Below are 25,307 nucleotides of genomic sequence, written 5' to 3'. Positions count from 1 at the left end.
CTAAAATCGCGGAAATAGCCACCCCCAACACGGCTGAATCCGGCGAGGAACACGCTGAATGACCCTCACGAGCGCCAAAGCGTCTCCCTGGTGGACACCACCCGTGCATGCCGATCGCCGCCCGTTCCTCATCGGACGCAACGCGATCCAGGCGGCGCTGCGCGGCTACTTTGCGCGCGAGGATTTCATCGAGGTTGATACGGCCACACTGCAGGTCTCTCCGGGCAACGAGGCTCACCTGCATGCCTTTGCCACCCAGGCGCTGACGACGGACGGACAGGCCGCGCCCTTCTATCTGCACACATCGCCGGAATTTGCGTGCAAAAAGCTTTTGGCCGCCGGTGAACAACGCATTGCCTGCTTTGCGCATGTCTATCGCAACCGCGAGCGCGGGCCGCTGCACCATCCTGAGTTCACGATGCTCGAATGGTATCGGGCGGGCGAAAGCTATGAGAGCCTGATGATGGATTGCGTGCGCATGCTGGCGCTCGCTGCCGAGACGGTTAAGACCGAAATGCTCGTCTATCGCGGCGCTGAGTGCGATCCCTTCGCCGGGCCGGAGCGTATCAGCGTTGCAGAGGCGTTCGATCGCCATGCCGGCATCGATCTTCTGGCTTCGGTTTCCGCTGACGGCTCGACGGATGGCGCGCATCTCGCCGCCGAGATGCGGCGGGTCGGCATGCGCGTTGCCGATGACGATCATTGGGCTGATCTCTTCAGTCGGGTGCTGGTGGAAAAGGTCGAGCCGCATCTCGGCTTCGGCCGTGTTACCATTCTCGACGAATATCCTGTTTCTGAAGCGGCTCTCGCGCGGCCTTCGGCGCGCGATCCGCGGGTGGCGGAGCGCTTCGAGCTCTATGCCTGCGGGGTCGAGCTTGCCAACGGCTTTGGTGAACTGACCAATGCCGCAGAGCAGCGGCGGCGTTTTGAGATCGAGATGACCGAGAAAATGCGGGTCTATGGTGAGACCTATCCGCTCGACGAAGATTTTCTGGCGGCGCTGACGATCATGCCGGAAGCGAGCGGCATCGCGCTCGGCTTCGATCGGCTTGTGATGCTGGCGACGGGAGCGTCGCGGATCGATCAGGTGCTCTGGGCGCCTGTTGCGGAGTATGGCCGATGAATGTCATGCGTCCGATCAAAAGTGTCGACGATCTCGTCAGAACAGGCCTGATCGAGGAGGCTGAGCGACTGGCGCTCGATGAGGTTGCTGCACGCTATGCCGTTGCGATGACACCCGCCATGGCAAGGTTGATCGATCACACCGATCCGGCCGATCCGATTGCCCGGCAGTTCGTGCCCGATGCGGCGGAACTGGTGACCACGCCGGAGGAGCGGGCCGATCCCATCGGCGATCATGCGCATAGTCCGGTGGAAGGTATCGTGCATCGCTATCCGGATCGCGTGTTGCTGAAAGCTGTGCATGTCTGCCCGGTCTATTGCCGCTTCTGCTTCCGGCGCGAGATGGTGGGACCGCAGGGGCTCGGCACTCTCGAGCCGGCCGCGCTGGCTGCAGCCTTCGACTATATTCGCGGCCACAGCGAGATCTGGGAGGTGATCCTGACCGGTGGCGATCCGCTGGTGCTTTCACCACGTCGTCTCGGCGACATTCTAAGCGAGCTTGCGGCAATCCAGCATGTGAAAATTGTGCGATTCCACACACGGGTGCCGGTTGTCGACCCGCAGAAGATCGATGCGGAACTGATCGCGGCACTGAAGGCGAGCGGCAAGACAGTTTATGTCGCGCTCCACGCCAATCATCCTCGTGAGCTGACGGCGGAAGCGCGCGCCGCCTGTGCCCGCCTGGTGGATGCCGGCGTCGTCATGGTCAGCCAGTCGGTGCTTCTGAAAGGTGTCAACGATGATCCCGATGTTCTGGCGGAACTGATGCGAGCCTTCGTCGAGGCACGCGTGAAGCCCTATTATCTCCACCATCCGGATCTTGCGCCCGGCACCAGTCATTTCCGGCTGTCGATAGAGGAGGGGCAGAAGATCGTCTCGTCGCTTCGCGGCCGTATCTCCGGCCTTTGCCAGCCCACCTATATCCTCGATATTCCGGGCGGCTACGGCAAGGCCGCGATCGGCGAAACCGCCGCGCAAGCGACCGGCGAAGGTTGTTATTCGATTTCGGATTATCGTGGCAACGAGCATTCCTATCCGCCCGCAGATTAGCGTACCAGCAGGCTCCTGGCGTACCATTTCTGCACTTCGCACGACTCGAGCGACTTGCTGCCGGTTTTCTCGGGCTATATCAAACTATTGATAGAAATGAAGTATTAGGCCTCAGCTAAGCATGATCCGTAAAATGCAAAGTATGAGTCTTAGTCATATTTAACTAATTATATTAGCGGAATGTTCTGTTTTCCGTACTAAAAGCACTCCATGAAAAGGCGATGAATGCCGGTTCAGGATCATGAAAATCTGGAGTGAATGGGATGAACAAGACAATCCGCGACCTCGTAGCCAAGTTCGGTAAGCTTCCTGTGTCCGTTGATCAGGTTGCCGACGATGCGGATCTCTACGCCGCGGGTCTGACGTCCTTCGCTTCCGTGCAACTCATGCTCGGCATCGAAGAGGCCTTCGACATCGAGTTTCCCGATAATCTCCTGAACCGCAAGTCCTTCGCGAGCATCTCGGCGATCGCCAACACGGTCGATCTCATCCGGGATGGCCGAAAGGTCGCCTGATGAATTTCCCGGTCAAGATCACGGAAGACAGCTTGGTCGCAAGGGCTGCCCGCGTCTCCGAAATTGCGGCGAGACATGCGGATGCCGTCGATTTCGAAGGCCGGTTCCCGCAGGAAGCCGTCAACGCGATGAAGGCCGAGCGGCTGCTCGGTATCCAGATCCCCCGCCATCTTGGTGGCGAGGCTGCTTCCACGACCGATATTGCCGAATTGTGCTCGATGCTCGGCCAGGCCTGCGCGGCAAGCGCGATGGTCTTTGCCATGCACCATATCAAGCTTTCGAGTCTCGTCGAACACGGCGTCGACAGCGAATGGCATAGCGCCTTCATGCGCCGTATCGCTGCCGAACAGCTTCTGATCGCTTCCGCCACCACCGAAGGTGGGATCGGGGGCAATCTGCGCAACAGCATCTGCGCGATCGAAATCGATGGCGATATCTGCAGGCTGCAAAAGGATGCGACCGTCATTTCCTATGGCTCGCATGCCGATGCCATTCTCATCACTTCGCGCAGCCATCCGCAAGCCGCCTCTTCCGATCAGGTCCTGACCGCATTCCTGAAAGATCAGTACACGCTCGAAAAGACGCATGCCTGGAACACGCTCGGCATGCGCGGGACCTGCTCCGACGGCTTTCTGTTCAAGGGTGAAGCACCGGCCGCACAGATCCTGCCGAAGCCATTCGCTGAGATTGCCGCGCAGTCGATGCTTGCCTCTTCGCATCTGCTCTGGAGCGGCGTGTGGTACGGCATCGCGGTTGACGCCGTTTCCCGCGCACAGGCTTTCGTGCGCGCCGCTGCCCGCAAGTCTCCCGATGCTACCCCGCCCGGCGCCCTTCGCCTCGCTGAGGTTTCCAACCTCCTGCAGATGGTGAAGTCGAATGTCGTTGCCGGCCTCAAGGCCTATGAGGACGCCAAGGCTGACGGCGACAAGCTTTCCTCAATGGGCTTTGCCGTGGCGATGAACAATGTGAAGATCGCCTCGTCTGAGACGATCCTGGAAATCGTCAATCATGCCATGCTGATCTGCGGCATCATGGGCTACAAGAACGGTACCCCCTTCAGCCTCGGACGCCATCTGCGCGATGCCCATTCCGCACAGCTCATGATCTCGAACGACCGCATCCTCGGCAATACGTCGAGCATGCTCCTTGTCCATAAGCAGGACACTAGCCTACTGGGGTAAAGCCATGGATATGCAGACTTCGTTTCTGGACCGGCTCTTCGAGTCCGGCCTGCTGATCGATACCGGCGTTGACGGTCTTTACGGACGCAGCGGCCAGTTCGAAGACGTCATCGCCGCTTTTGAACGGCTGATCGACAGGTTCGGTGGCGCCGATGGCGCCGAAGCGATGCGCTTTCCGCCCGGCATGAACCGTGCGCTCTTCGAAAAGAGCGGCTATATGAAGAGCTTCCCGCAGCTCGCCGGCACGGTGCACAGCTTCTGCGGCAGCGAGCTCGACCATATGAGCCTGCTGCAATGCATGGAAGTCGGCGAGGACTGGACCAAGGATCAGAAGGCAACCGATATCGTTCTGACGCCGGCTGCCTGCTACCCGCTTTATCCGACAGTTGCCAAACGCGGCAACCTGCCGGCCAAGGGCGGCCTCTTCGATCTGCAGTCCTACTGCTTCCGCCATGAGCCCTCCAAGGATCCGGCGCGCCAGCAGCTGTTCCGCATGCGCGAATATGTCTGCATGGGCACCGAGCAGCATGTGACCGATTTCCGTCAGAGCTGGATGGACCGCGGCGTCGAAATGATGAAGCAGGTCGGTCTCGACGTGACGATCGATGTTGCCAACGACCCGTTCTTCGGCCGTGCCGGCAAGATGATGGTCAACAACCAGCGCGACCAGAACCTGAAGTTCGAGCTCTTGATCCCGATCACCTCGTCGGCAAACCCGACGGCCTGCATGAGCTTCAACTACCATCAGGACTCTTTCGGCGTGAAATGGGGCCTGAACCTCGAGGACGGCAGCGTGGCCCATACCGCCTGCGTCGGCTTCGGCCTCGAGCGAATCGCGCTCGCGCTCTTCCATCACCACGGCCTCGACGTTAAGGAATGGCCTGATAGCGTGCGGAAAGTCCTGTGGGGCTGAGCGGTTCCATGACCTCGGTTTTTGCGGGTATCGATCCCGATACCTACAAGCCGCATGCGCTGCATTCCGGCGAGCGCATGTGGCCGGAGACCAATTGCTATATCGATCTCTGGATTGAGGTGCTCTCGACTTTCGGCGTCGCACCCGAAGCGATGCTCGGCTTTACGCTGACGCAGGATTTCGAGGGCGACCAGTTCACCTTCTTCAAGATGCCGCTGGAAGATCTCGAAGCGCTCTATGGCATCCGCACTACCGAGCTTGCGATCTACGACCGCGTCGAGCGGCATGTCGAGGTGCAGATCGCCCGCGGGCGGCTCTGCCTGATCGAGATGGATTCCTTCTTTATGCCGGATACGCGCGGCACCGCCTACCGGCAGGAGCACGGCAAGACCACAGTGGCGATCAACCGGCTGGACTTTGCCGGCAAGCGCGTCGACTATTTCCACAATGCCGGTTATTTCCGCATCGAGGGCGAGGATTTCGACGGGCTGTTTCAATCCCATCTGACGGATGAAGATGCGCCGTTCCTGCCCTATACGGAATTCGCCAAGTTCCCGGAACGCCCGGTCGGTGAGGCGCATCTGCGCGAAGTTTCCCGCCGGCTCCTTGGCTTTCATTTCGCCCGCAGGCCGGGTGCCAATCCGATCCGCGCCTTTGCGGAAGTCTTCCCGCTGCAGGTCGAAGGGGTGGCCGACCGGCCGTTTGGCTTCTTCCACAAGTATGCCTTCAACACGCTCAGACAGGTGGGTGCGAATTTCGAACTCGCGGCCGATCATCTGGCCTGGCTTTCAGCCGACGAGTTCGGCGTCGCGATCGAGGAAGCACGCCGGATCTCGGAGGTGGCGAAGTCTGTTCAGTTCCAGCTGGCGCGTGCTGTCACCCGCCGCAAGTTCGAGCCGTTGAAAGCGGCTCTTGATCCGGCTGCCGATGCATGGGATTCGATGATGGCATCGCTCGCGGAGCGAGCCTGAAGCCGGAGATCAGACATGCGGGGGCGGTTGGCAAGCATAGGGGCTGAGGAAAGCCTGCTTTCCGAAGGCTGGAATCTGGTTCTGACCGAGCCTGACGCCTGCGCGACACCCCACGATATCCATCTTTCGGCGCAGTTCATTCCCGCACCTGTTCCGGGCACTGTCGCAGCGGCGCTCGAAAAAGCAGGGCTGTTCGACCGGGAAAATCCACAGCCGCTGAACACCAAGGATGCCTGGTATCTGACCCGCCTCTTCGATGCGGAGCCAGGCGAGGCGCTTCTGCGTTTTCAAGGGCTGGCGACGATCTGCCATGTTTTTCTGAACGGCGTTGAGATCCTTTTCTCCGAGAGCATGTTCACCGCTCATGAGATACCGGTGACGCTCGCGGGCGGCGATGAACTGGCGCTCTGCTTTCGGGCCCTCGCTCCCCGCCTTGGCGAACCCGGACCGCGAGCCCGCTGGCGCCCGCAGATGATCACGCCGCAAGGGCTGAAGAATATCCGCACGACGCTGCTTGGACATATGCCCGGCTGGTGCCCTGAAATCCATGCCGTCGGGCCGTGGCGGCCGATCTCGCTCGTGCGCCGGGGCGTTGCCTCGGTCGACAATGTCACGGTGCGTGCTGTTCTGGAGGAAAGCGGGGCGGGACGGCTCAGCGTTTCTCTTCATGCCGATGGCGAAGAGCCCGTTATGCTTCTGCGCTGCGCCGGTATCGAGCAGGGTTTCGAGAAGATCGGCGACAGGCATTATTCGGTAATCCTCAAGCTGCCCGAGGTCGAGGCCTGGTGGCCACATACGCATGGCGCGTCGCATCTCTACGATGTGACGCTGGTTCTTGACGGCGAGGAACATTCGCTCGGCAAGGCAGGATTTCGGCGTGTCGAGGTTGACCACGGCGCTGACGGCAGTGATTTCACGCTTTGCGTCAATGGCGAACGGGTCTTCTGCCGTGGCGCGGTCTGGACGACAGCCGACATCGCGCGACTGCCGGGGGAGCGGGCTGACTACGAGCCGTTCCTGCGGCTTGCTGCCGAGGCCGGCATGAACATGATCCGCATCGGGGGAACCATGGCGTATGAAACGCCGGAATTCTTCGCGCTCTGCGACGAACTTGGGCTGATGGTCTGGCAGGACTTCATGTTCGCCAATTTCGACTATCCGAAGAACGACAAGACCTTTATCGGCCATGTGCATGCCGAGGTGGAGGAATTCCTGCACGGCGTACAGCTTTCGCCGTCGCTCGCCGTGCTCTGCGGCGGCAGCGAAATCCACCAGCAGGCGGCGATGTTCGGCCTGCCCTCGGATTTCTGGAGCGGGCCGATCACCGACGAGATCATCCCGGCGATCTGCCAGCGCATGCGGCCTGACGTCCCTTACGTGCCGAATTCGCCCCACGGCGGGGCGATGCCCTTTTCGCCCAACGCTGGCGTCACGCATTATTACGGCGTCGGTGCCTATATGCGGCCGCTCGAGGATGCGCGCCGCGCCGAGGTACGCTTTGCGGCGGAAAGCCTCGCCTTCGCACATGTACCGCAGCAAAGGACCCTACAGCGGCATCTCGACGTGCCTTCAGTTCACAGTCCGCTCTGGAAAGAGCGGGTGCCGCGCGACCGCGGTGCTTCCTGGGATTTCGAGGATGTCAGGGACTTTTATCTCGGACTTCTCTATGACGTCGACCCCGCCAAGCTCCGCCGTGAAGACCCCGAACGTTATCTCGACTTGTCGCGCGCTGTTACGGGTGAAGTGCTGGAGGAAACCTTTGCCGAATGGCGGCGCAAGGGGTCGACCTGCAATGGGGCGCTCGTCTGGACCTTGCAGGATCTGTTGCCAGGTCCCGGCTGGGGCGTGATCGATTCCGCCGGCGAGCCCAAACCTGTCTGGCATGCGATGCGCCGCGCCTTCCGTCCTGTGCAGGCAGTTTTTACGGACGAGGGGACGAATGGCCTCCATGTCCATGTCATCAACGAGACCGACAAAGTGGTGGCTCTCGAACTCGATGTCGCCTGCCTCCGCGAGGGGCGCCAGCAGGTCGCGAGCGGCAGCAAGGCCTTCAATCTCGACCCGAGAAGCGTGGAGCGTATCGCTTGCACCGATCTCTTCGGCGGCTTCTTTGATGCGGCCTATGCCTTCCGTTTCGGTGCGCCATCGCATGACGTCAGCGTTGCCTGGCTGCGGTCGACGATGGACGGCGCGCTGTTGGCGCAGGCTTTCCATTTCCCGCGCGGCCGAGCCAGAGCCTTCCACGACGCGACGATCGAGGCGTCCTTCATCCGTGAGGGCGATGGTTGGTTCATCACGCTTGCGGCCGACAGGCTGGCTCAATCCGTGCATATCGATGTCGAAGGCTACCGGGCTGAAGAGGACTGGTTCCATCTGGCACCAGGTCCTGCCAAGCGAGTGAAGCTCATCGCTGCTGCGGGCATTGATGGCGATGCGTTGCCGGCGGGCGAAATCAGGAGCGTCGGCGCCTTGCGCCGTTTCGCGCTTTAAGGACCAGGGAGCGGTCATGACGATCAGGGTGCAGGCGGAAGAGGCTTTGCGGGGCGTTTATCGAAGCGTGCGCGGGCATCTGCTGCAGCGGCTGATTGTCAAATCACGGCTTGCCTTCAATCCGCGCCGACCGGTCGAGATTGTCGGTTATCTGTCGATGGCAGCAGGTGTGGGCGAATCGGCGCGGCTTTGCGCTGCCGCGCTTTCGCAGGCAGGCCGTGAGATCATGCTTGCGGATGTCAGCACACATCCGGACGAAGGCAAGCTGGTCGAATGGGCGTCAGAGCAAATGTCCGGCGGCCAGCCGGGAAGCCGCATATGGCATCTCAATCCGCCCATGCTGCCGCGCGCGATCCTGAAGAAAGGTCTCGGCAATTTCACCCGTGCCTTCAATATCGGTTACTGGGCATGGGAGCTGGAAGTAGTGCCAGCGGAATGGCGCAATGCCATGCACTATATGAACGCCGTCTTCGTTCCCTCGGAATTCGCCAGGAGGGCAATCGCACCACATACGACTGCACCTGTCATTGTCGTGCCGCACCCGGTGACCGAGCGGCCGGCGGCTGACGGTATCCGGCAGAAATTCGGAATTGCCGAGGATGCTTTCCTCGTATCGTTCGTCTTCAGCGCCGGTTCCTCGATCAACCGCAAGAACCCGCAGGCGGCGATCGAGGCCTTCAGGCTCTTCAGCGCCGAATGCCCCCATGCCTTCCTGCTGATGAAGGCGAGCGGCAATCCGGTCCGGGACGAGGCACTTCGCGCGCTCATGCAGTCCGTGGAAGGCGACCGCAACATCAGGATCGTTACCGATAATCTGGCGAGTTCGGAGATAAACGGCATCATTCGCGATTCCAATGCCTATCTTTCGCTGCATCGTTCGGAGGGTTTCGGCCTGACGGTGGCTGAAGCCATCATGCATCGCACGCCCGTCGTTTCGACAGAATGGTCGGGCACGGCTGACTTCTGCGATCCCGACAATACCTGGCTGGTCGAGCCGTCGCTTATTCCTGTCGTCGATAGCCATCCGGAATTTGCTGATCTCACGAATGCCGTCTGGGCCGATCCTTCACCCGCGACCGCGGCGGCGCATTTGAAGAGCATTTATTCCGATCCCGAGGCTGCGAAGCAGAAAGCAGAGGCGGCGCGGGCCTATCTCGTGCGTCATCTCGCCGAGCACAGCTACGACAAGGCGCTTTCACGGCTTTCTGCGATGCAGGCGAGCTAAGCTGAGCGCTTTACTCCCCTTTATTTTAACATTTCCAATTTAGAGATGACTTGTTTTCGGCCGCGCTGCGGTTTCTGGCGGATGGACGGATGTCGAAGGGCATTATTGCAAATTCGGTGATGAATGCGGCGGCGGGTATGCTGCTTCTGGTGACGGGGTTCGCGTCCTCGATCATAACTGCACGCCTGCTCGGCCCCGAGGCCAACGGTATCGTCGCCTTTTCACTCTGGCTCGTCGTCACAGGGGCCTCGATTGCTGAGCTCGGCTCCAGCATCACGCTTCTGAAGACACTGCCGCAGCTTTCGGCGCAGGGCTACAGCTTCGAGCAACGCAGAGGATTTGCCTCGATCCTCGTCACCTTCATGGTCTGCTCCACGTTGGTGCTACTGGGGCTTTATGCTCTGTTCTTCCTGACATCGGAGGAAATGCATTGGGCCGACACCGCACCGTCGGTGGCGCTTGTGACAGGCATCCTCTTCTTCGTCCAGGCGATCGGCTCTTTCGTTAAATTTTACCTCATTGGCGAAAAGCGGCTCGGCACGTTCTTCCAGCTGACGCTGATCGTCTCGGTTTTCCAGCTTGTGGGCGTCGCGGTCGGTGCCGTCTTTTACGGTGTGCAGGGCGTGCTTGTCGGCTATGCGCTCGGCCAGCTCGTGCTTTTCGTCGCTACCTTGCCGATCCTCTTTGCTCGTCGTGACCGCTGCGGTGTCTCGCTCAAATATCTGGCGTCGTCGTCGGTCATCCTGTCGATGCAATTCATCATCGATTCGATCTTCCTAAACCGTATCGAACTGCTTTTCCTGCAGCAGTTCTGGTCGGTGGAAATGGTCGGCTTCTACGCTGCCGGCCTGTCGATCGCCAATATCGCGCTGCAGCTTCCGATCCAGATGAGCGGTAGCCTGCTCCCCTATTATTCGGAACGACGGCACACCAGCGCCGACTCGAAGTTCCCGGTCGACGCCTTTGCCGCTGTCATCCGCAGCATGGCCTATATCGTGCTGCCTATGAGTCTGGGGCTTGCCGCGATCTCTACCGAACTTGTGCATGTCGTCTTCGGCGAAGCCTTCGACCGAAGCGGTGGAGTGGTCGCTCTGCTTGCGCTTGTCGCGCCTGCCTACACTCTCATGCAGGTTCTCAGCCTGTACCTGCTCTCAATCGACAAAGCCAATGTACGGTTGAAAATCAGTGTGATAGGTGGCCTTCTTATGGTAGTAGGTTGTTTACTCATCGTACCTAGTCTGGCCGCCGAGGGTGCCGCGCTTGTGCGCATAGCCGTATTCGTTGCGATGTCGGTAATGATGGTCAGACAAACGGGATTCGGAACGCAGCTTTCGGGTCTTTATCTCAGCCTTACGAAGATTACTCTCGCGGCGGTATTTTGCGCCTGCGGTGCGATTACTGCACTTGAGCTCGTCCAGGGGCTTGTCGGCCTTGTCGCGGCGATCATCGCTGGTACATTTGCGTATTTTGCTGCGTTGAAAGTCCTCCGTGCCGTTCCTGCCGAAGATATCCAGGTGCTGCGCTCGATCCTCGACAAGATGCCCGCATTGCTGCAGGGACCGGCAAGACGCGCGGTCAGTTTCATCACTGCGCCGACCCCAGAAGGAGAAGAGAAGAAGCCTGATAACGAAGAGTTCTCGCGTGAACCGGCGGAAGGCGCCGGCCGCTCCGCTGCTCTTCCCGTTGTCTTTGATGGCACGATTGGTCTTTTCATGCCGGAAAAGGCTGACGTTGCAAAACGCTCGGCTGCTGTCCTGTTCGTCAGCCCCTGGGGTTTCGAGGAAATGTGCACGCGGAAATTCTATCGCGTCGCGGCGGAGCATTTCTCCGACGTTGGCGTGCCGAGCCTGCGTTTCGACTACACGGGTACGGGTGATGCGCTCGATTTTGGCGATCAGACACCCAGTCTGGAAATCTGGAAGAATTCCATCCGCGCAGCCGCTGCAAAATTGAAGACGCTCAGCGGTTGCTCGCAGATTATTCTTGTCGGCCAGGGTCTCGGCGGCACGCTTGCTCATCTCACCGGCCACACGATCGAGGGCGTCGACAGTATCGTGCTGCTTGCGCCTGTCCTCAGCGGCAGGGGGCATCTGCGTGAAATCAATATGTGGTCGCGGATCATCCATGCCGACCTCGGTCTCGGCAAGGAGCATGCACCAAGCGCCCAGGTTCAGATCGCCGGCCTGACCCTGCCAGACGCGATTGCTGCGGAAATCGGCAAGCTCAATATCAGTTCACCGCAGGAGCTTTCGGCGCCGAATTACCTGATCCTCGAACGCCCGGTTCGGGTTGATGATATGGCCTTCGCTGACTCCCTGAAGGCACTTGGCGGTAACGTCGAGCAGCGGGTTTTCGAAGGCTATGACGAGCTGGTCACGAACCCGCTCTTTGCCAAGACGCCGATGGCAGTCATCAAGCTGCTTGCCGAATGGCTTGTCGAGACAACCGCGCCTGCTGGGTCCGTCGGTCACTCTTCGCAGGAGGTCGAAAACCGGCCGCTCGCAGGTGACGGTTTTGAGGAGATTCCGGTTCGTTTCGGCGCGTTCCAGCATCTGATCGGCGTCGTCAGCCGGCCTCAAGGCGAGATCAAGGGTAACGCCGTGCTCTTCATGTCGACGGCCTATGACCGGCATGCCGGCTGGGGCCGGACGACTGTCGATATGGCGCGCGAGCTCGCTCGCCAGGGCGTCGTTTCGCTGCGCTTCGATTCCGCCAACGTCGGCGACAGCGTCCCCCGCCCGGATGCGCCGGAACAGGTTCTCTATTCCGCGACACAGACGGAAGACGCGCTCGCCTCGCTGGATCTTTTGGAAAGCTTCGTTGCCGGACCGATCATGGTCGCGGGTCGCTGCAGCGGCGGTTATGTAGCCCTGCGCGCCGGCATCGAGGATGAGCGGCTGAAGGCGATCGTTTCCATCAATCCCTTCGTCTACTACTGGGATCCCGAGATGCCGGTGCGACGCGAACATGTCGTCTCAGTTCCGCGCAGCGTCGACGATTACGGTCAGCGGATGATGCGGCTCGACACGGTCAAGCGGCTGTTGCGCGGCGAGGTCGATGTCTTTGCGGCCCTGCAGAACATCTTCATCGCGATCGGTCGCCGGCTTTCGCCGCGCATCGCGCCGCTCGTGGAACTCATTCCGGGCCGCCGTCATATCGCACGCCAGGTGCGTCAGTCTTTTGCGGCACTCGGCAAACGCAAGGTGCCGCTGACGCTGATCTACAGCGAAGGCGATGTCGGTCTCGACCACATGTATTTCCACTTCGGCCCGCGCGGCCACAAGTTTGCCAAGCACCCGAATGTGCGGTTGGTGATGCTGCAGGATGCCGATCACAATCTGACGCCGCCGGAATCGCGCAAGCTGGTGCTGGAGGAGATCGTCCGGCTGGCGAAAGCCTGAGAATTTCCTGATCTTTTAAGTGGCAATGCCGATTGAGCGGTAGAGGTCCATATACCGTTCCGCAACGGCATCCCACGAATAGGCATGGGCGGCTTGCATGAGGCTCTTCCGTAAGGACGAACCCTCGACGGTGACGTTGCGATAGGCTTTCTCGACCGCATCCGCCGCCAGTTCCGGCTTCGTGAAGTCGGCGAGGATGATTTCCTCATGCCGCCGGGCGAGCGCGCGATAGGCCTCGTTGGTGTTGAGGACCGGTTGCAGGCCAGCGCTCATCGCTTCCAGCGCAACGATTCCGAAACCTTCATATTCCGATGCCGAAGCCATGAGTGATGCCTTGGCAATGATGCCGCGGATCGCGTGATTGTCCGGCGAAACGGTCAGGGTTACGGATGCTTGCAACGATCTTGCGGCAATCTCCCGCCTGACGTCAGCGGCATCAAGATCGGATTCGGCGCCGATAATGTCGAGATGCCAGTCGGCATGACGTTTTAGGAGTGCGGCCATCGCGTCCAGCAGAAGATCGAGCCGTTTGTTTACGGAGAAGCGGCCGATCGTGACGATGCGCCGCTCGGGCGTGCGCGAGGCGGCATCGGCGAATTTGCCGATATCGGCACCATTCTCGATGGTCATGCCATCGGGGACGATCTGGACGAACTGGCTGAGATCCGACGCGCTGCAGCAGACGACGCGTCGATAGGCGATCGCCGAGAGCCGCGTCAGCGTTCTGAACCAGACTTTCTTGATGACAAGGAATTTCTTCGTGTGAAAGAAACCGCCGTGGGTCGTGACAACCATGGGCTTGCGGTGCAGGAATCTGCCCCAGGCGAGGGCATCGAAGAAGAAGTCGATTGCATGGACATGGATGAGATCGGCATCGCCGATATGGCGGAAGACCTGTGGTGCTATCGGATAGCGGCTGCTGCCGGACCAGGGGATGCGGACAACCTCGATGCCGTCGATGGTTTCGCGCGCCGGAAGCTTGTCGTCAGGAGCGGTAAAGAGCGAATCGAGCGTGACGACACGGACGCGGTATCCGCGTTTCAGGGTCTGGCGGGCGAGATTGGCGACCACATCCTCAAGGCCGCCGCGGTTGGGCAGAAACTGCCGTACGACGTGCACGATGAGGGGCGCAGCTTTCGGCTGCGGGCTGTTCTCGACGGTCTCTACCACGGAGAGGGACATTTCCCACCTGTTCTCTATGGGAATGACCAGCCATACCGAGCCTTAAGGTGCGGTATATGAGGAAGTGATCCTTCCGGCTTTATTGGTGGGATGGTTAATCGCTTCAGAATGCCTTGAAGGTCAATGTCGTCAGCGAGCGAACGATGCCGGGGATGTTGGCAATGTTGTCGTTGATGAACTTGCCGATATCCTGACCTTCCTCGATGTAGACCTTGAGCAGCAGGTCGTAGTTGCCTGATGTCGAATAGAGCTCCGAGACCAGCTCGGTCTTGTAGATGGCGTCGGCAACCTCGTAGGTCTTGCCGGGCGCGCACTGGAGCTGGACGAAAATCGGCTTCATGGGAATTTCCTGCATCGAATTCTGATGGCGCGCATAATGGTCGAAAGCGTGGCTGCGATGCAAGCCTTCCTTACGTGTCTGAACCTGAACAGGCTTCGGCGACGATCCAATCACGGAAAGCGGCAAGCGGGGCGTAATCGGCACGTTCCGGCGGAAAGGCGAGATAATAACGCTCGCGGCTCTCCATCTCGCGGTCGACGGCTGCGACCAGATCGCCGCGCTTCAGCTCTTCCTGGATGAGGAAAGTCGGCAGCAGGGCGACACCGAGGCCGGCGATCGCCGCCTGTGCTGCCGTCGCAAACTGGTCGAACAGCATGCCGTGGACGCTTTCGAAGGTGACGCCGTTATCGGCAAACCAGCGCTCCCAGGCATCAGGCCGCGTCGTCAGATGCAAAAGGGGCATCGTCAGCAGGTCTTCCGCGCGGGAGATCGCATTGCGTTTGAGGAAATTCGGGCTGCAGGCAGGAAGCGTGCGTTCCGACATCAGAAGGGTGAGTTCCGCGCCTGGCCAGTGGGGATGACCGAAGTGGATGGCGGCATCAATGGAATCGAGCCGGAAATCGAAGGAGGAAAGCCGGGTCACGAGATTGATCGTGACGCCCGGATTGCCGGCAAGGAAGCGGCCGAGGCGCGGCGCCAGCCAACGGGTGCCGAAGGTCGGCAGAATGGCGAGGTTCAAAGTACCGCCATGCGGATTAGCACGCAGGTTCAGCGAGGCGCTGGAGATACGGCGGAGTGCCTCGCGGATCTCCCGCGCGTAAGCGTCTCCGGCAAGAGTAAGTCGCACCGTCTGGCGCTCGCGCAGGAAAAGCTCGACGCCGAGTTGCTCCTCCAGCGCCTTGATCTGGCGGCTGACGGCGCTCTGCGTCAGGTCGAGTTCGCGTGCTGCTGCCGTTACGCTGCCGGTTCGCGCCACTGCCTCGAAGGCGGCGAGATGCGAAATCGACGGCAAAAAACGTCTTGCTGAAAGCATGATCATTCCATCTCAGAATGAACTATTTCCGAAACGTCGATATTCACGGCTTGATAGCCCTTGTAAAGAACTTCATCCTGCAAAATCGGAATGAACGCGGAGTTTCCTCATGCCCGGCGCTTTCGTCTCCACGGATCGCATCCGTTCGCTTTTCACCGAAGCCATGTCGCAGATGTACCGGACGGAGGTGCCGCAATACGGGGCGCTGATCGAACTTGTGGGGGAGGTCAACGCCGAAGTCCTCGCGAAAGACCAGGAACTCAGCGAGCGGCTTCGGCATGCAGGTGAGCTCGAGCGCATCGATGTCGAGCGCCACGGTGCGATCCGTCTCGGAACGGCTGAGGAACTCTTCACAATCCGACGGCTCTTTGCCGTCATGGGTATGCAGTCGGTCGGTTATTACGATCTTTCGGTCGCCGGTGTTCCCGTGCATTCTACCTGCTTCAGGCCTGTCGAAGAAAAGGCGCTGAACATCAATCCGTTCCGTGTCTTTACTTCTCTGTTGCGGCTGGAATTGATCGAAGACGAAGAGTTGCGCGCTGAAGCCGCGGCAATCCTCGCCAGACGGCGCGTCTACACACCGCGTGCCATCGCCCTCATCGAACAGAATGAGAAGGCCGGCGGTCTGACGGAAGCGGAAGCCGCAGAATTTGTTGCCGAGGCCCTGGAAACCTTCCGCTGGCACGGCGAGGCGACGGTCAGCGCCGAGACCTACAAACGTCTGCATGATGCGCATCGCCTCATTGCCGATGTCGTCAGTTTCAAGGGGCCGCATATCAACCATCTGACGCCGCGCACCCTCGATATTGATGAGGTGCAGCGGCGCATGCCAGAGCGCGGCATCACGCCCAAGGCCGTCATCGAAGGCCCGCCGCGACGCAATTGCGATATCCTGCTGCGGCAGACGAGCTTCAAGGCTCTGGAAGAGCCGATTGCTTTTACCGGCGAGGCCGGGACGAGATCAGGCACGCACACGGCGCGCTTCGGCGAGATCGAACAGCGCGGCGTGGCGCTGACGGCGAAGGGCCGGGCACTCTATGATCGGCTGCTTGCCTCGGTACGAGGCGAAGTGCAGGTCGGTGCATCCGGCGCCAAGGCCGGCGACTACGATGCCGAACTTGCCGAGCGTTTTAAAGCGCTGCCGGACAGCTGGGACGAGTTGCGGCGCGGCCGACTTGCCTTCTTCCACTATTCGGCGACGCCCGAAGGTATTGCGGCCAGGGGAGAACTACCCTCCGATCTGGACGCGTTGATCGCCAAGGGCTATTTGCGGTTCGATCCTATTATCTACGAGGATTTCCTGCCGGTCAGCGCGGCCGGTATCTTTCAGTCGAACCTCGGTACGGATCAGCAGCAGAATTATGCGACACGCTCGAATCGGGATGTCTTCGAAGAGGCGCTCGGCGCAGATGTACAGGACGAGCTCGCGCTTTACGACGAGCGGCAGGCCGCCTCGCTCGACATGGCCATGGAAAAGCTCGGCCTTTCCGGCCTGAAGTTGAAGACGGTCGCCTGACAATCCGCCGCTTCCGCAGAGGCGGGAGCGGCGCTAGAGTACCGATTTCGATCCAGACTGGACTGTCCGATGCTCAATGATCCGCGCTCCCACGGCCTGTGGGAAAAGACTGCTCCCCAGCCGCCCGTCACGTCTGCGCTGGAAGGCGCCACCGAGGCCAATGTCGTCATCGTCGGCGGCGGCTATACCGGCCTTTCCTCCGGCCTGCATCTGGCCGAGGCTGGATCGCGGGTCGTGCTCCTGGAGGCGAAGGAGATCGGTTTCGGCGGCGCTGGCCGCAATGTCGGCCTCATCAATGCCGGCATGTGGGTCATGCCCGATGACCTGCCCGGTGTGCTCGGCCCTGTTTATGGCGAGCGGCTGCTCGATCTGCTCGGCAATGCGCCGCAGCTGGTGATGGCGCTGATCGAAAAGCATGGTATCGCCTGCGAGCTCGAAAAGCAGGGTACGCTGCATTGCGCTGTCGGTCCCGATGGGCTGAAGGAAGTCGAGGAACGCTACAAACAATGGTCGGCGCGTGGTGCACCCGTCGCGTTGCTTAATGCGGATGAGACGGCAAAACGCATCGGTACGAATGCCTATGCCGGATCGCTGTTCGACATGCGGGCCGGCACGCTACAGCCGCTTGCCTATGCGCGCGGGCTTGCCCATGCGGCGCAGAAGGCGGGTGTCGTGTTGCACACGGCAAGCCCTGTTATCGCAACCGACCGGCAGGGCAGCCGCTGGGTGGTCAAGACGGCACGCGGACAGGTGAGCGCCGACTGGATTATCGTGGCGACCGACGCCTACAGTACCGGCCCCTGGGAGCAGGTGCGCAGCGAGCAGGTGTTTCTGCCCTATTTCAATTTCGCCACCGTGCCGCTCGGCCACAACCTACGCCGCTCGATCCTGCCCAATCGCGAGGGTGTGTGGGATACAAAGGAAATCCTCTCCTCCTTCCGGATGGATCAGGCTGGCCGCCTGGTCTTCGGGAGTGTCGGGGCGCTGCGCAACACCGGCCTTTCCGTGCACAAAGGCTGGGCCAAGCGCTCGCTGAAGCGGCTCTTCCCCGAGATCGGCGATATCGAATTCGAATGTGAATGGTACGGACAGATCGGCATGACCGACAATGCGCTGCCACGCTTCCACAAATTCGCTCCCAATGTCATCGGCTTTTCGGGCTATAATGGCCGCGGGATCGCGCCGGGGACAGTGTTCGGCCGCACTTTGGCGGAGCATATTCTTGGCCGGATGGCTGAAGCGGATCTGCCTTTGCCGCTGACAGATCCTCGTGAGCCGAGCTTCCGCGCCCTTAAGGAATTATGGTACGAAGCCGGCGCTCAGGTCGCCCATTTCGCCGATGCCCGTTTCTGAGAACAACAAGACTGGAACCAAGACAATGACCATCGCCGTCCTCGATCTCGCCACCGAAACCGCCAAGCTGCTCGCCGATCTCGGCGTCGATGCCAACAGATACACCGGCGGTACGCTTTCGGTGACATCACCGATCACGGGCAAGGAAATCGGAAAGCTGAAGGAGCATTCTGTTACCGACGCCAAGGCGGCGATCGATGCGGCGCACACGGCTTTCCTCGAATGGCGTGGCGTTCCGGCACCCAAGCGTGGCGAGCTGATCCGCCTGCTCGGCGAAGAGTTGCGTGCCTCCAAGGTAGCGCTTGGCCGCCTCGTCTCGATCGAAGTCGGCAAGATCACCTCCGAAGGCCTCGGTGAGGTGCAGGAAATGATCGATATCTGCGATTTCGCCGTCGGCCTTTCCCGCCAGCTCTACGGCCTGACGATCGCCACCGAACGTGCCGAGCACCGGATGATGGAAAGCTGGCATCCGCTCGGCGCCATCGGCATCATCTCGGCGTTCAATTTCCCTGTGGCCGTCTGGTCGTGGAATGCGGCACTCGCCATCGTCTGCGGCAATTCCACCGTCTGGAAGCCTTCGGAAAAGACGCCGCTGACGGCGCTTGCCGTGCAGGCGCTGTTCGAGAAGGCACTGAAGCGTTTTGCTGCTGAAGGTGGCAAGGCGCCGGCAAATCTCTCGACGCTCTTGATCGGCGGGCGCGAGGTAGGAGAAGTGCTGGTCGACCATCCGAAGATCCCGCTGGTTTCGGCCACCGGCTCAACGGCCATGGGCCGCGCGGTCGGTCCGCGTCTGTCGCAGCGCTTTGCCCGCGCGATCCTGGAACTCGGCGGCAACAATGCCGCAATCGTCTGCCCGACGGCTGACCTCGATCTGACGCTGCGGGGCGTTGCCTTCGCGGCGATGGGTACGGCTGGCCAGCGCTGCACAACGCTGCGCCGTCTCTTCGTGCATGAGAGCGTCTATGACCAGCTCGTTCCGCGGCTGAAGAAGGCCTATGGCTCGGTGACGATCGGCAATCCGCTGGACACGGGTACTCTGGTCGGCCCGCTGATCGACGGGCAGGCCTTCGAGAAGATGCAGGCGGCCCTCGGCCAGGCAAAGGCTGCCGGTGGCGCCGTCGTCGGTGGTGAGCGTGTCGACAATGATTCGGCAGAAGCGTTCTATGTTCGCCCCGCACTCGTCGAAATGCCCGCGCAGACCGGCCCGGTCGAGCAGGAAACCTTCGCTCCGATCCTCTACGTCATCAAGTACAGCGATTTCGACGCCGTGCTAGAGTTGCACAACGCCGTTCCGCAGGGCCTGTCATCCTCGATCTTCACCAACAATATGCGCGAAGCGGAGACCTTCCTGTCCTCGCGGGGTTCGGATTGCGGCATTGCCAATGTCAATATTGGTCCGTCCGGTGCTGAGATCGGCGGAGCCTTTGGCGGCGAGAAGGAGACCGGCGGCGGCCGTGAATCCGGTTCAGATGCCTGGAAGGCTTACATGCGACGCTCCACCAACACCGTCAATTACGGCAAGACCCTGCCGTTGGCGCAAGGCGTCAAGTTCGACGTCGAATAAGTTAACGCATTGGAATCTAAAAAGCGGCGCCTCACTGGCGTCGCTTTTTTTGACAACATCCGGATTTATTCCCTGCGAAGATGAAAGATCGAGTCAAGATAATTTGATGTTATTTTTGACCTCGAAACTTGAAGTCATCAGTCAACAAAAATATACGCCTCCCATCATCCTTGGGAACTCGGGTGACATCGCCACGGAGGCCATCATGAAAATTGCTTTTAACCGTTTGTCCGGCGCGTTCACGCTTGCCGCTTCACTTCTTGCCGCCCCTGCGCTCGCAGGCAGCGCCAATGCGCAGGAGTCAGAAGGCATCGTCGTCTATAATGCCCAGCACGAAAGCCTCGGCCGCGAATGGATCGACGCCTTCACCAAGGAGACCGGCATCAAGGTCACCATGCGCCAGGGAAGCGACATGCAGTTCGCCAATCAGATCATCCAGGAAGGCGATGCATCGCCGGCCGACGTGTTCCTCACCGAAAACTCGCCGGCGATGACGCTGGTCGATGGTGCCGGCCTGTTTGCGCCGATCGAGAAGGACACGCTGGATCAGGTTCCCGAGCAGTATCGACCGGCTGACGGCATGTGGACCGGCATCGCCGCCCGCAGCACCGTTTTTGTCTATGACAAGACGAAGCTGACGGAAGACAAGCTGCCGAAGTCGATGGCCGAACTTCAGGATCCGGCCTGGAAGGGCCGCTGGGGTGCCGCACCCGCCGGTGCTGATTTCCAGGCAATCGTCGCGGCCTTCCTGCAGCTGAAGGGTGAAGAAGCCACCAAGGCATGGCTAAAAGGCCTCAAGGACAACGCCACTCCCTACAAGGGCAACAGCGTTGCGATGAAGGCCGTCAACGCCGGTGAAGTCGAGGGCGCGATCATCTATCACTATTATTGGTTCGGCGATCAGGCCAAGACCGGCGAAAACAGCAAAAATGTCGGCCTCCACTATTTCAAGAACCAGGATCCGGGCGCTTTCGTCAGCGTTTCCGGCGGCGGTGTCCTGAAGTCCACGCAGCACATGAAGGAGGCTCAGGCTTTCATCAAGTATCTGACCAGCAAGGCCGGCCAGGCCGTTCTCAAGGATGGCGATTCCTATGAATATGCCGTCGGCAAGGACGCCGCTTCCAACGACAAGCTCACTCCGCTTGCTGACCTTGACGCGCCGAAGGTCGAAGCCTCGACCCTCGACAGCAAGAAGGTCGTGGAGTTGATGACAGCCGCCGGCCTCATCTAACCTTTCTGCCGCAGGCTTCTTCCGGCCAAAACTATTGCTTTTGGCTCAAGAAAACCTTAGGGCAAGACGAAATCCGGCAACCGCTCTTCAAAAGCGGTTGCCTTCCTTTTTCAGCGTGTGAAGGCATCGGCCTTGCTGCAGGACAATAGATTGCTTGCATCCGGCAATAAGGCGCCGGTGACGCCAGGGGCCGCGCGAATGAGTTTGCCGCGCGGGCCCATGCCGCACGCTTCCGTCGTTCTCCTCGCATCGATCGTGGCGATCTTCAGCCTTATGCCGCTCGGCTTCATTGCCTGGGTGACCTATGATGTCGGCTGGGAAACGGTGAAGACGCTGGTCTTCCGCCCGCGTGTCGGCGAGCTTCTCGTCAATACGGTTCTCCTGGAATCGATCACCATTCCGTTGTCTATCGCGCTTGCCGTAACACTCGCCTGGCTGACGGAGCGGACGGATATTCCGTTCGCACGGCTCTGGGCGTGGCTCGCTATTGCCCCGTTTGCCGTGCCGGCCTTCGTGCATTCCTATGCCTGGGTGAGCCTGCTTCCAGGCATGCGCGGGTTGCAGAGCGGCGTTTTCGTTTCGGTGGTGGCCTATTACCCTTTCCTCTACCTGCCGGTTGCCGCCACTCTTCGCCGGCTCGACCCGGCGATCGAGGATGCTGCGGCCTCGCTTGGCCTTGATCCGTGGCGCGTCTTCTTCCGCACGATCCTGCCGCAGCTGCGCCTTGCCATCTGCGGCGGCTCGCTGCTGATCGCGCTGCACCTGATGTCGGAATACGGTCTGTTCGTGATGATACGCTTCGACACGTTTGCGACCGCGATCGTCGACCAGTTCCAGTCTTCCTATAACAGCCCGGCTTCCAATATGCTCGGCGGCGTGCTCGTCGCCTGCTGCCTGTTCCTGCTCGGGCTCGAGATCCTGTTGCGCGGCAATGAGCGATATGCGCGCGTCGGCTCCGGTTCGGCTCGCCCTGCCGATCGCCGCCGGCTCGGCTGGTTCGTGGCGCCTGCCTTGGCACTGCCGATCATTCTCGCAGTGCTGACGCTCGGCGTGCCGCTGATTACGCTCGGTCGCTGGCTTTATCTCGGTGGGCTCGGCATCTGGCGTCTCGAGGTCGTGAGCGCCTTTGTGCAGACGATCGTTCTCGCCATTGCCGGCGGCGTGCTGACGACAATCGCCGCCGCCCCCATGGCCTGGCTCTCGGTGCGCGCGCCGGGCCGCCTCCAGCGTATTCTCGAAGCCTGCCACTATTATGTCGGTTCGCTGCCCGGCGTCGTCGTGGCGCTCGCGCTGGTTTCCATCACTGTCCGGCTTATTCTGCCGCTCTACCAGACCTTTGCAACGCTGCTCGTTGCCTACGTGCTGCTGTTCCTGCCGCGCGCCATGGTCGGGCTGCGCGCCAGCATCGCGCAGGCGCCTGTCGAACTGGAGCGGGCGGCAATGGGGCTTGGCCGGACGCCGGGACAGGCAGTGCGCCAGATCACCATGCGGCTCGCAGCGCCGGGGGCCGCAGCCAGCGTGGCACTCGCCGCGCTCGGCATCACCAATGAACTGACGGCGACGCTGATGCTCTCGCCGAACGGTGTCGATACACTCGCCACGAAATTCTGGTCGATGACCAGCGAGATCGATTATGTCTCTGCAGCACCCTACGCCTTCATGATGGTCGTGCTGTCGCTGCCGCTTACCCTCATGCTCTATACCCAATCGAAACGGACTGCCGGCCAATGACGCTGCTTACGATCGACACTATCAGCAAGCGCTACGGCCCGGTTCAAGCCCTGAAGGATATCTCGCTCGAAGTGCAGGCAGGCAGCCGCACGGCGGTCGTCGGTCCCTCCGGTTCCGGCAAGACGACACTTCTGCGCATCATCGCCGGCTTCGAACAGCCTGATGTCGGGCGGGTGATGCTCGATGGTGAGGTGCTCGCTGACGGACCGGCCTGCGTTCCCGCCCACAAGCGCGGCATCGGCATTGTCTCGCAGGATGGCGCTCTCTTTCCGCATCTGAGTGTCGCTGAAAATATCGGTTTCGGTTTCGAGCGCGGGGCGCCGGATCGCGAAAAGCGTATTCGCGACCTTCTGGAAATGGTGGAGCTGGAAAACAGTATGCTGGATCGCCGCCCGCACCAGCTTTCGGGCGGCCAGCAGCAGCGTGTGGCGCTTGCCCGCGCGCTCGGTCGCCGTCCGCGCCTCATGCTGCTTGATGAACCCTTTTCTGCGCTGGATACAGGCCTTCGGGAAAACATGCGCAAGGCTGTTGCCCGCGTTCTGCAAACGGCTGGCATCACCGCCGTTCTCGTGACACACGATCAGGGAGAGGCGCTGTCCTTTGCCGATCAGGTTGCGGTCTTGCGTGAAGGGCGGTTGGTGCAGGCCGGCACGCCGCAGACGCTTTATCTCAAACCGCGGGATCGCGAGACGGCGCTTTTCCTTGGCGATGCGGTGATGCTGCCCGCTATCATCAAGAACGGCTTTGCCGATTGCGCGCTTGGCAGTGTGCCGGTTGAGGGGGGCCATCAGGGCAAAGCGGAAATCATGTTGCGGCCGGAGCAGATCCGCGTCGTCGTCGACGAGGCCAACGCGAAGTACGGCGGGCGCGTCGTGGATGTGGAATTCGGCGGCGCAACCTGCACGGTGGCGGTGTCGCTTGCGGCTGTCGCCCTGCCGCCGATCTTGATCAAGACATCAAGCGTGGCATTGCCGACGCGAGGCGATCTCGTTCGCCTCGATATCGCCGGCAAGGCGCATGTCTTCGTGCGGTAAGTTCAGAGCATTTCCGTTTTCTTCGAAACCCGAAAATGCTCCTTAACGCAATTCCGGACGCAAAACCGCTGCACACTTTTGCTGGAATTGCTTAACCCGCCTTCAGAACCAGCTCTTGCGGCTCTTCGCCTGCCAGCCAGCCACCGGTAAAGCCGGCGCGCTCGAGGCCGAGACGGATGACTGGATTCTTGCGCATCAGCTTCCAGATGAAATCGGAGCGGTCGTTCTCGACCGTCATAACGAGGAGGCCCTGGTCGATAGCCACGGTGCGGTCGTCGACCCAGCCTTCCGGCCGCTTGGTCTGAACTGTCGGGTTGAAGCCGCCGGGGAAGCCGCCTTCCAGAAGCAGGTTCGGATAGGTGGTCAGCAGAGCCTTGGTGCCATCGAGGGCGGCCTGCCGGTCGTAGGGCAGGCAGCCGAGCGCTGCCCAGGGCGCGATCGTGCCGTCATCAGGGCCGAGCGGAGCACCGCGGGCGGCATAACCCAGTACTTTCGGATTGCGGCCACCGCGCATGCGCCGCGTCGGCGGGGGGCCATCGCAGGCGGTGAAGCCCCAGATATCCTTGCTATAGCCGACGAACTGGCCGGGATTGCGTTCCGCATAATCGCGCTGGACATTGATGACGACCTGCGTGTTACGGAAATAATCCCAGTTCCGCTCAAGCATCGGCTTGTCCTGGATGCCGCGGAAATCGATCCAGGCATGGGAGAAGAGATGGATGAAGAGCGGGCCGGCATAGAGATAGGGCTGCTCGTTGAAGATCATCCACGAATAGCTTGCCGTGAAGGCGTCGTAGCTCGATTGCGGGATCGGGTAGGTCGGTGACGCCAGCGCCAGCGTGTAAAGGATAATCGCTTCATCGAAGCCATGGTAGCGCCAGCGCAGGAAACCCGAAGACGGCTTCCAGCCCATCGAGATACAATCGCCCTTGTTCAGCGCCCAGCGCCAGTCGACGCGCTCGTAGATGAATTTTGCGAGCGCACGGATCTCGGTTTCGGTTTCATCCTCGCCGTCGAAATATTGCGCGGCGGTCAGGATGCCGGCGACGAGCAGAGCGGTATCGATGGTCGAAAGCTCGCTGTTCCAGGCGCGGTTGCCCGTATCCACGTGCAGAAAGTGGTAGAAGAAGCCGCGATGGCCAGTCGCGTGGCGTTCCGTACCCTGCTTGGCGTTGGCAAAAAAGTGCAGCGTGTTGAAAACGCGCTCGGCAGCTTCCGCGCGGCTTATCCAGCCGCGCTCGACGCCAACAGGATAGGAGGAAAGCCCGAAGCCGACTGCGGCGATGCTCGCCGGTACGCCAGGGATAGACGTATCCGGCACGAGGCCGTTTTCAGGATTGGAATATTTCAGGAAATATTTGAACGCTGAATGCTGCAGCCTGTCGACTAGCGCGGCATCAATGTCTTCAATCCGTTGCAGCATGTGCTCCTGCCCAACTGTTCTATCGCCCCATGCTTCAACATGGTGGCTGCCCCACGCAAATCAAACCTTTTTGATTCGCAAGGATAAGAGAA

19 protein-coding genes are annotated in these 25,307 nt (G+C 60.7%); 15 read left to right on the top strand and 4 right to left on the bottom strand.

Annotated features, from left to right (window positions below):
* Positions 1-58: 58 nt before the first annotated feature.
* From epmA to FHT92_RS20835, 9 genes are all read left to right on the top strand, one after another.
* Complete coding sequence (epmA, locus tag FHT92_RS20875; RefSeq protein ID WP_183828906.1) at positions 59-1,123, top strand: EF-P lysine aminoacylase EpmA; 1,065 nt, start codon at positions 59-61, stop codon at positions 1,121-1,123.
* Positions 1,120-2,172, top strand: a complete 1,053-nt coding sequence (locus FHT92_RS20870) for a lysine-2,3-aminomutase-like protein (RefSeq protein ID WP_183828903.1) — start codon at positions 1,120-1,122, stop codon at positions 2,170-2,172. The genes epmA and FHT92_RS20870 overlap by 4 nt, the downstream gene beginning before the upstream one ends.
* A 263-nt stretch (positions 2,173-2,435) precedes the next feature.
* Entirely contained in the window at positions 2,436-2,687 is a 252-nt protein-coding gene (locus FHT92_RS20865) for an acyl carrier protein (protein WP_183749836.1), read from the top strand.
* Entirely contained in the window at positions 2,687-3,868 is a 1,182-nt protein-coding gene (locus tag FHT92_RS20860) for an acyl-CoA dehydrogenase family protein (protein WP_183749837.1), read from the top strand. The genes FHT92_RS20865 and FHT92_RS20860 overlap by 1 nt, the downstream gene beginning before the upstream one ends.
* Positions 3,869-3,872: 4 nt before the next feature.
* A complete protein-coding gene (locus FHT92_RS20855; RefSeq protein WP_183828900.1) occupies positions 3,873-4,781 on the top strand; it encodes an amino acid--[acyl-carrier-protein] ligase in 909 nt (302 codons plus the stop codon).
* A gap of 8 nt (positions 4,782-4,789) precedes the next feature.
* Positions 4,790-5,752, top strand: coding sequence for a DUF1839 family protein (locus FHT92_RS20850; RefSeq protein WP_210278544.1), 963 nt, complete (start codon positions 4,790-4,792; stop codon positions 5,750-5,752).
* Between the two features lie 15 nt (positions 5,753-5,767).
* On the top strand, positions 5,768-8,242 hold the full coding sequence (locus tag FHT92_RS20845) for a glycoside hydrolase family 2 protein (RefSeq protein ID WP_183828894.1): 2,475 nt from the start codon (positions 5,768-5,770) through the stop codon (positions 8,240-8,242).
* Positions 8,243-8,288: 46 nt separating this feature from the next.
* Positions 8,289-9,467, top strand: a complete 1,179-nt coding sequence (locus FHT92_RS20840) for a glycosyltransferase family 4 protein (protein WP_183829204.1) — start codon at positions 8,289-8,291, stop codon at positions 9,465-9,467.
* Positions 9,468-9,556: 89 nt separating this feature from the next.
* Positions 9,557-12,868 carry an oligosaccharide flippase family protein gene (locus tag FHT92_RS20835; protein WP_183749841.1) on the top strand — a complete coding sequence of 1,104 codons (3,312 nt, stop codon included), beginning with the start codon at positions 9,557-9,559 and terminating at the stop codon, positions 12,866-12,868.
* Positions 12,869-12,883: 15 nt separating this feature from the next.
* Here the strand turns inward: FHT92_RS20835 and FHT92_RS20830 are convergent, their stop codons facing one another.
* The 3 genes from FHT92_RS20830 to FHT92_RS20820 all read right to left on the bottom strand — a co-directional run bounded on the left by FHT92_RS20830 (position 12,884) and on the right by FHT92_RS20820 (position 15,369).
* A complete protein-coding gene (locus FHT92_RS20830; RefSeq protein WP_183828891.1) occupies positions 12,884-14,050 on the bottom strand; it encodes a glycosyltransferase family 4 protein in 1,167 nt (388 codons plus the stop codon).
* Between the two features lie 103 nt (positions 14,051-14,153).
* Entirely contained in the window at positions 14,154-14,390 is a 237-nt protein-coding gene (locus tag FHT92_RS20825; RefSeq protein WP_007825394.1) for an Lrp/AsnC ligand binding domain-containing protein, read from the bottom strand.
* Positions 14,391-14,460: 70 nt separating this feature from the next.
* The gene (locus FHT92_RS20820) at positions 14,461-15,369 is read right to left on the bottom strand and encodes a LysR family transcriptional regulator (RefSeq protein WP_183828888.1); all 909 of its coding nucleotides are present in this window, start codon (positions 15,367-15,369) and stop codon (positions 14,461-14,463) included.
* Between the two features lie 103 nt (positions 15,370-15,472).
* On the opposite strand from FHT92_RS20820, the gene FHT92_RS20815 reads away from it, so the two are divergent.
* The 6 genes from FHT92_RS20815 to FHT92_RS20790 all read left to right on the top strand — a co-directional run bounded on the left by FHT92_RS20815 (position 15,473) and on the right by FHT92_RS20790 (position 23,792).
* Positions 15,473-16,879 carry a VOC family protein gene (locus FHT92_RS20815; protein ID WP_183828885.1) on the top strand — a complete coding sequence of 469 codons (1,407 nt, stop codon included), beginning with the start codon at positions 15,473-15,475 and terminating at the stop codon, positions 16,877-16,879.
* A gap of 69 nt (positions 16,880-16,948) precedes the next feature.
* Complete coding sequence (locus FHT92_RS20810; protein ID WP_183828882.1) at positions 16,949-18,232, top strand: NAD(P)/FAD-dependent oxidoreductase; 1,284 nt, start codon at positions 16,949-16,951, stop codon at positions 18,230-18,232.
* Between the two features lie 25 nt (positions 18,233-18,257).
* The gene (locus tag FHT92_RS20805) at positions 18,258-19,796 is read left to right on the top strand and encodes an aldehyde dehydrogenase family protein (protein ID WP_183828879.1); all 1,539 of its coding nucleotides are present in this window, start codon (positions 18,258-18,260) and stop codon (positions 19,794-19,796) included.
* A gap of 205 nt (positions 19,797-20,001) precedes the next feature.
* Positions 20,002-21,027, top strand: coding sequence for an iron ABC transporter substrate-binding protein (locus tag FHT92_RS20800; protein WP_183828877.1), 1,026 nt, complete (start codon positions 20,002-20,004; stop codon positions 21,025-21,027).
* 150 nt (positions 21,028-21,177) lie between these two features.
* Entirely contained in the window at positions 21,178-22,758 is a 1,581-nt protein-coding gene (locus FHT92_RS20795) for an ABC transporter permease (protein ID WP_210278555.1), read from the top strand.
* Positions 22,755-23,792 carry an ABC transporter ATP-binding protein gene (locus tag FHT92_RS20790; protein WP_183828871.1) on the top strand — a complete coding sequence of 346 codons (1,038 nt, stop codon included), beginning with the start codon at positions 22,755-22,757 and terminating at the stop codon, positions 23,790-23,792. The genes FHT92_RS20795 and FHT92_RS20790 overlap by 4 nt, the downstream gene beginning before the upstream one ends.
* Before the next feature lie 91 nt (positions 23,793-23,883).
* On the opposite strand, the gene FHT92_RS20785 is transcribed toward FHT92_RS20790, so the two are convergent.
* Entirely contained in the window at positions 23,884-25,215 is a 1,332-nt protein-coding gene (locus FHT92_RS20785; protein WP_183749850.1) for a glucoamylase family protein, read from the bottom strand.
* Between the last annotated feature and the right edge of the window lie 92 nt (positions 25,216-25,307).

Source organism: Rhizobium sp. BK377 (assembly GCF_014193935.1).
GTDB lineage: Bacteria > Pseudomonadota > Alphaproteobacteria > Rhizobiales > Rhizobiaceae > Rhizobium.
Note: the sequence above shows the minus strand (reverse complement) of the source record. Positions and strands in the feature narration are given on the sequence as shown.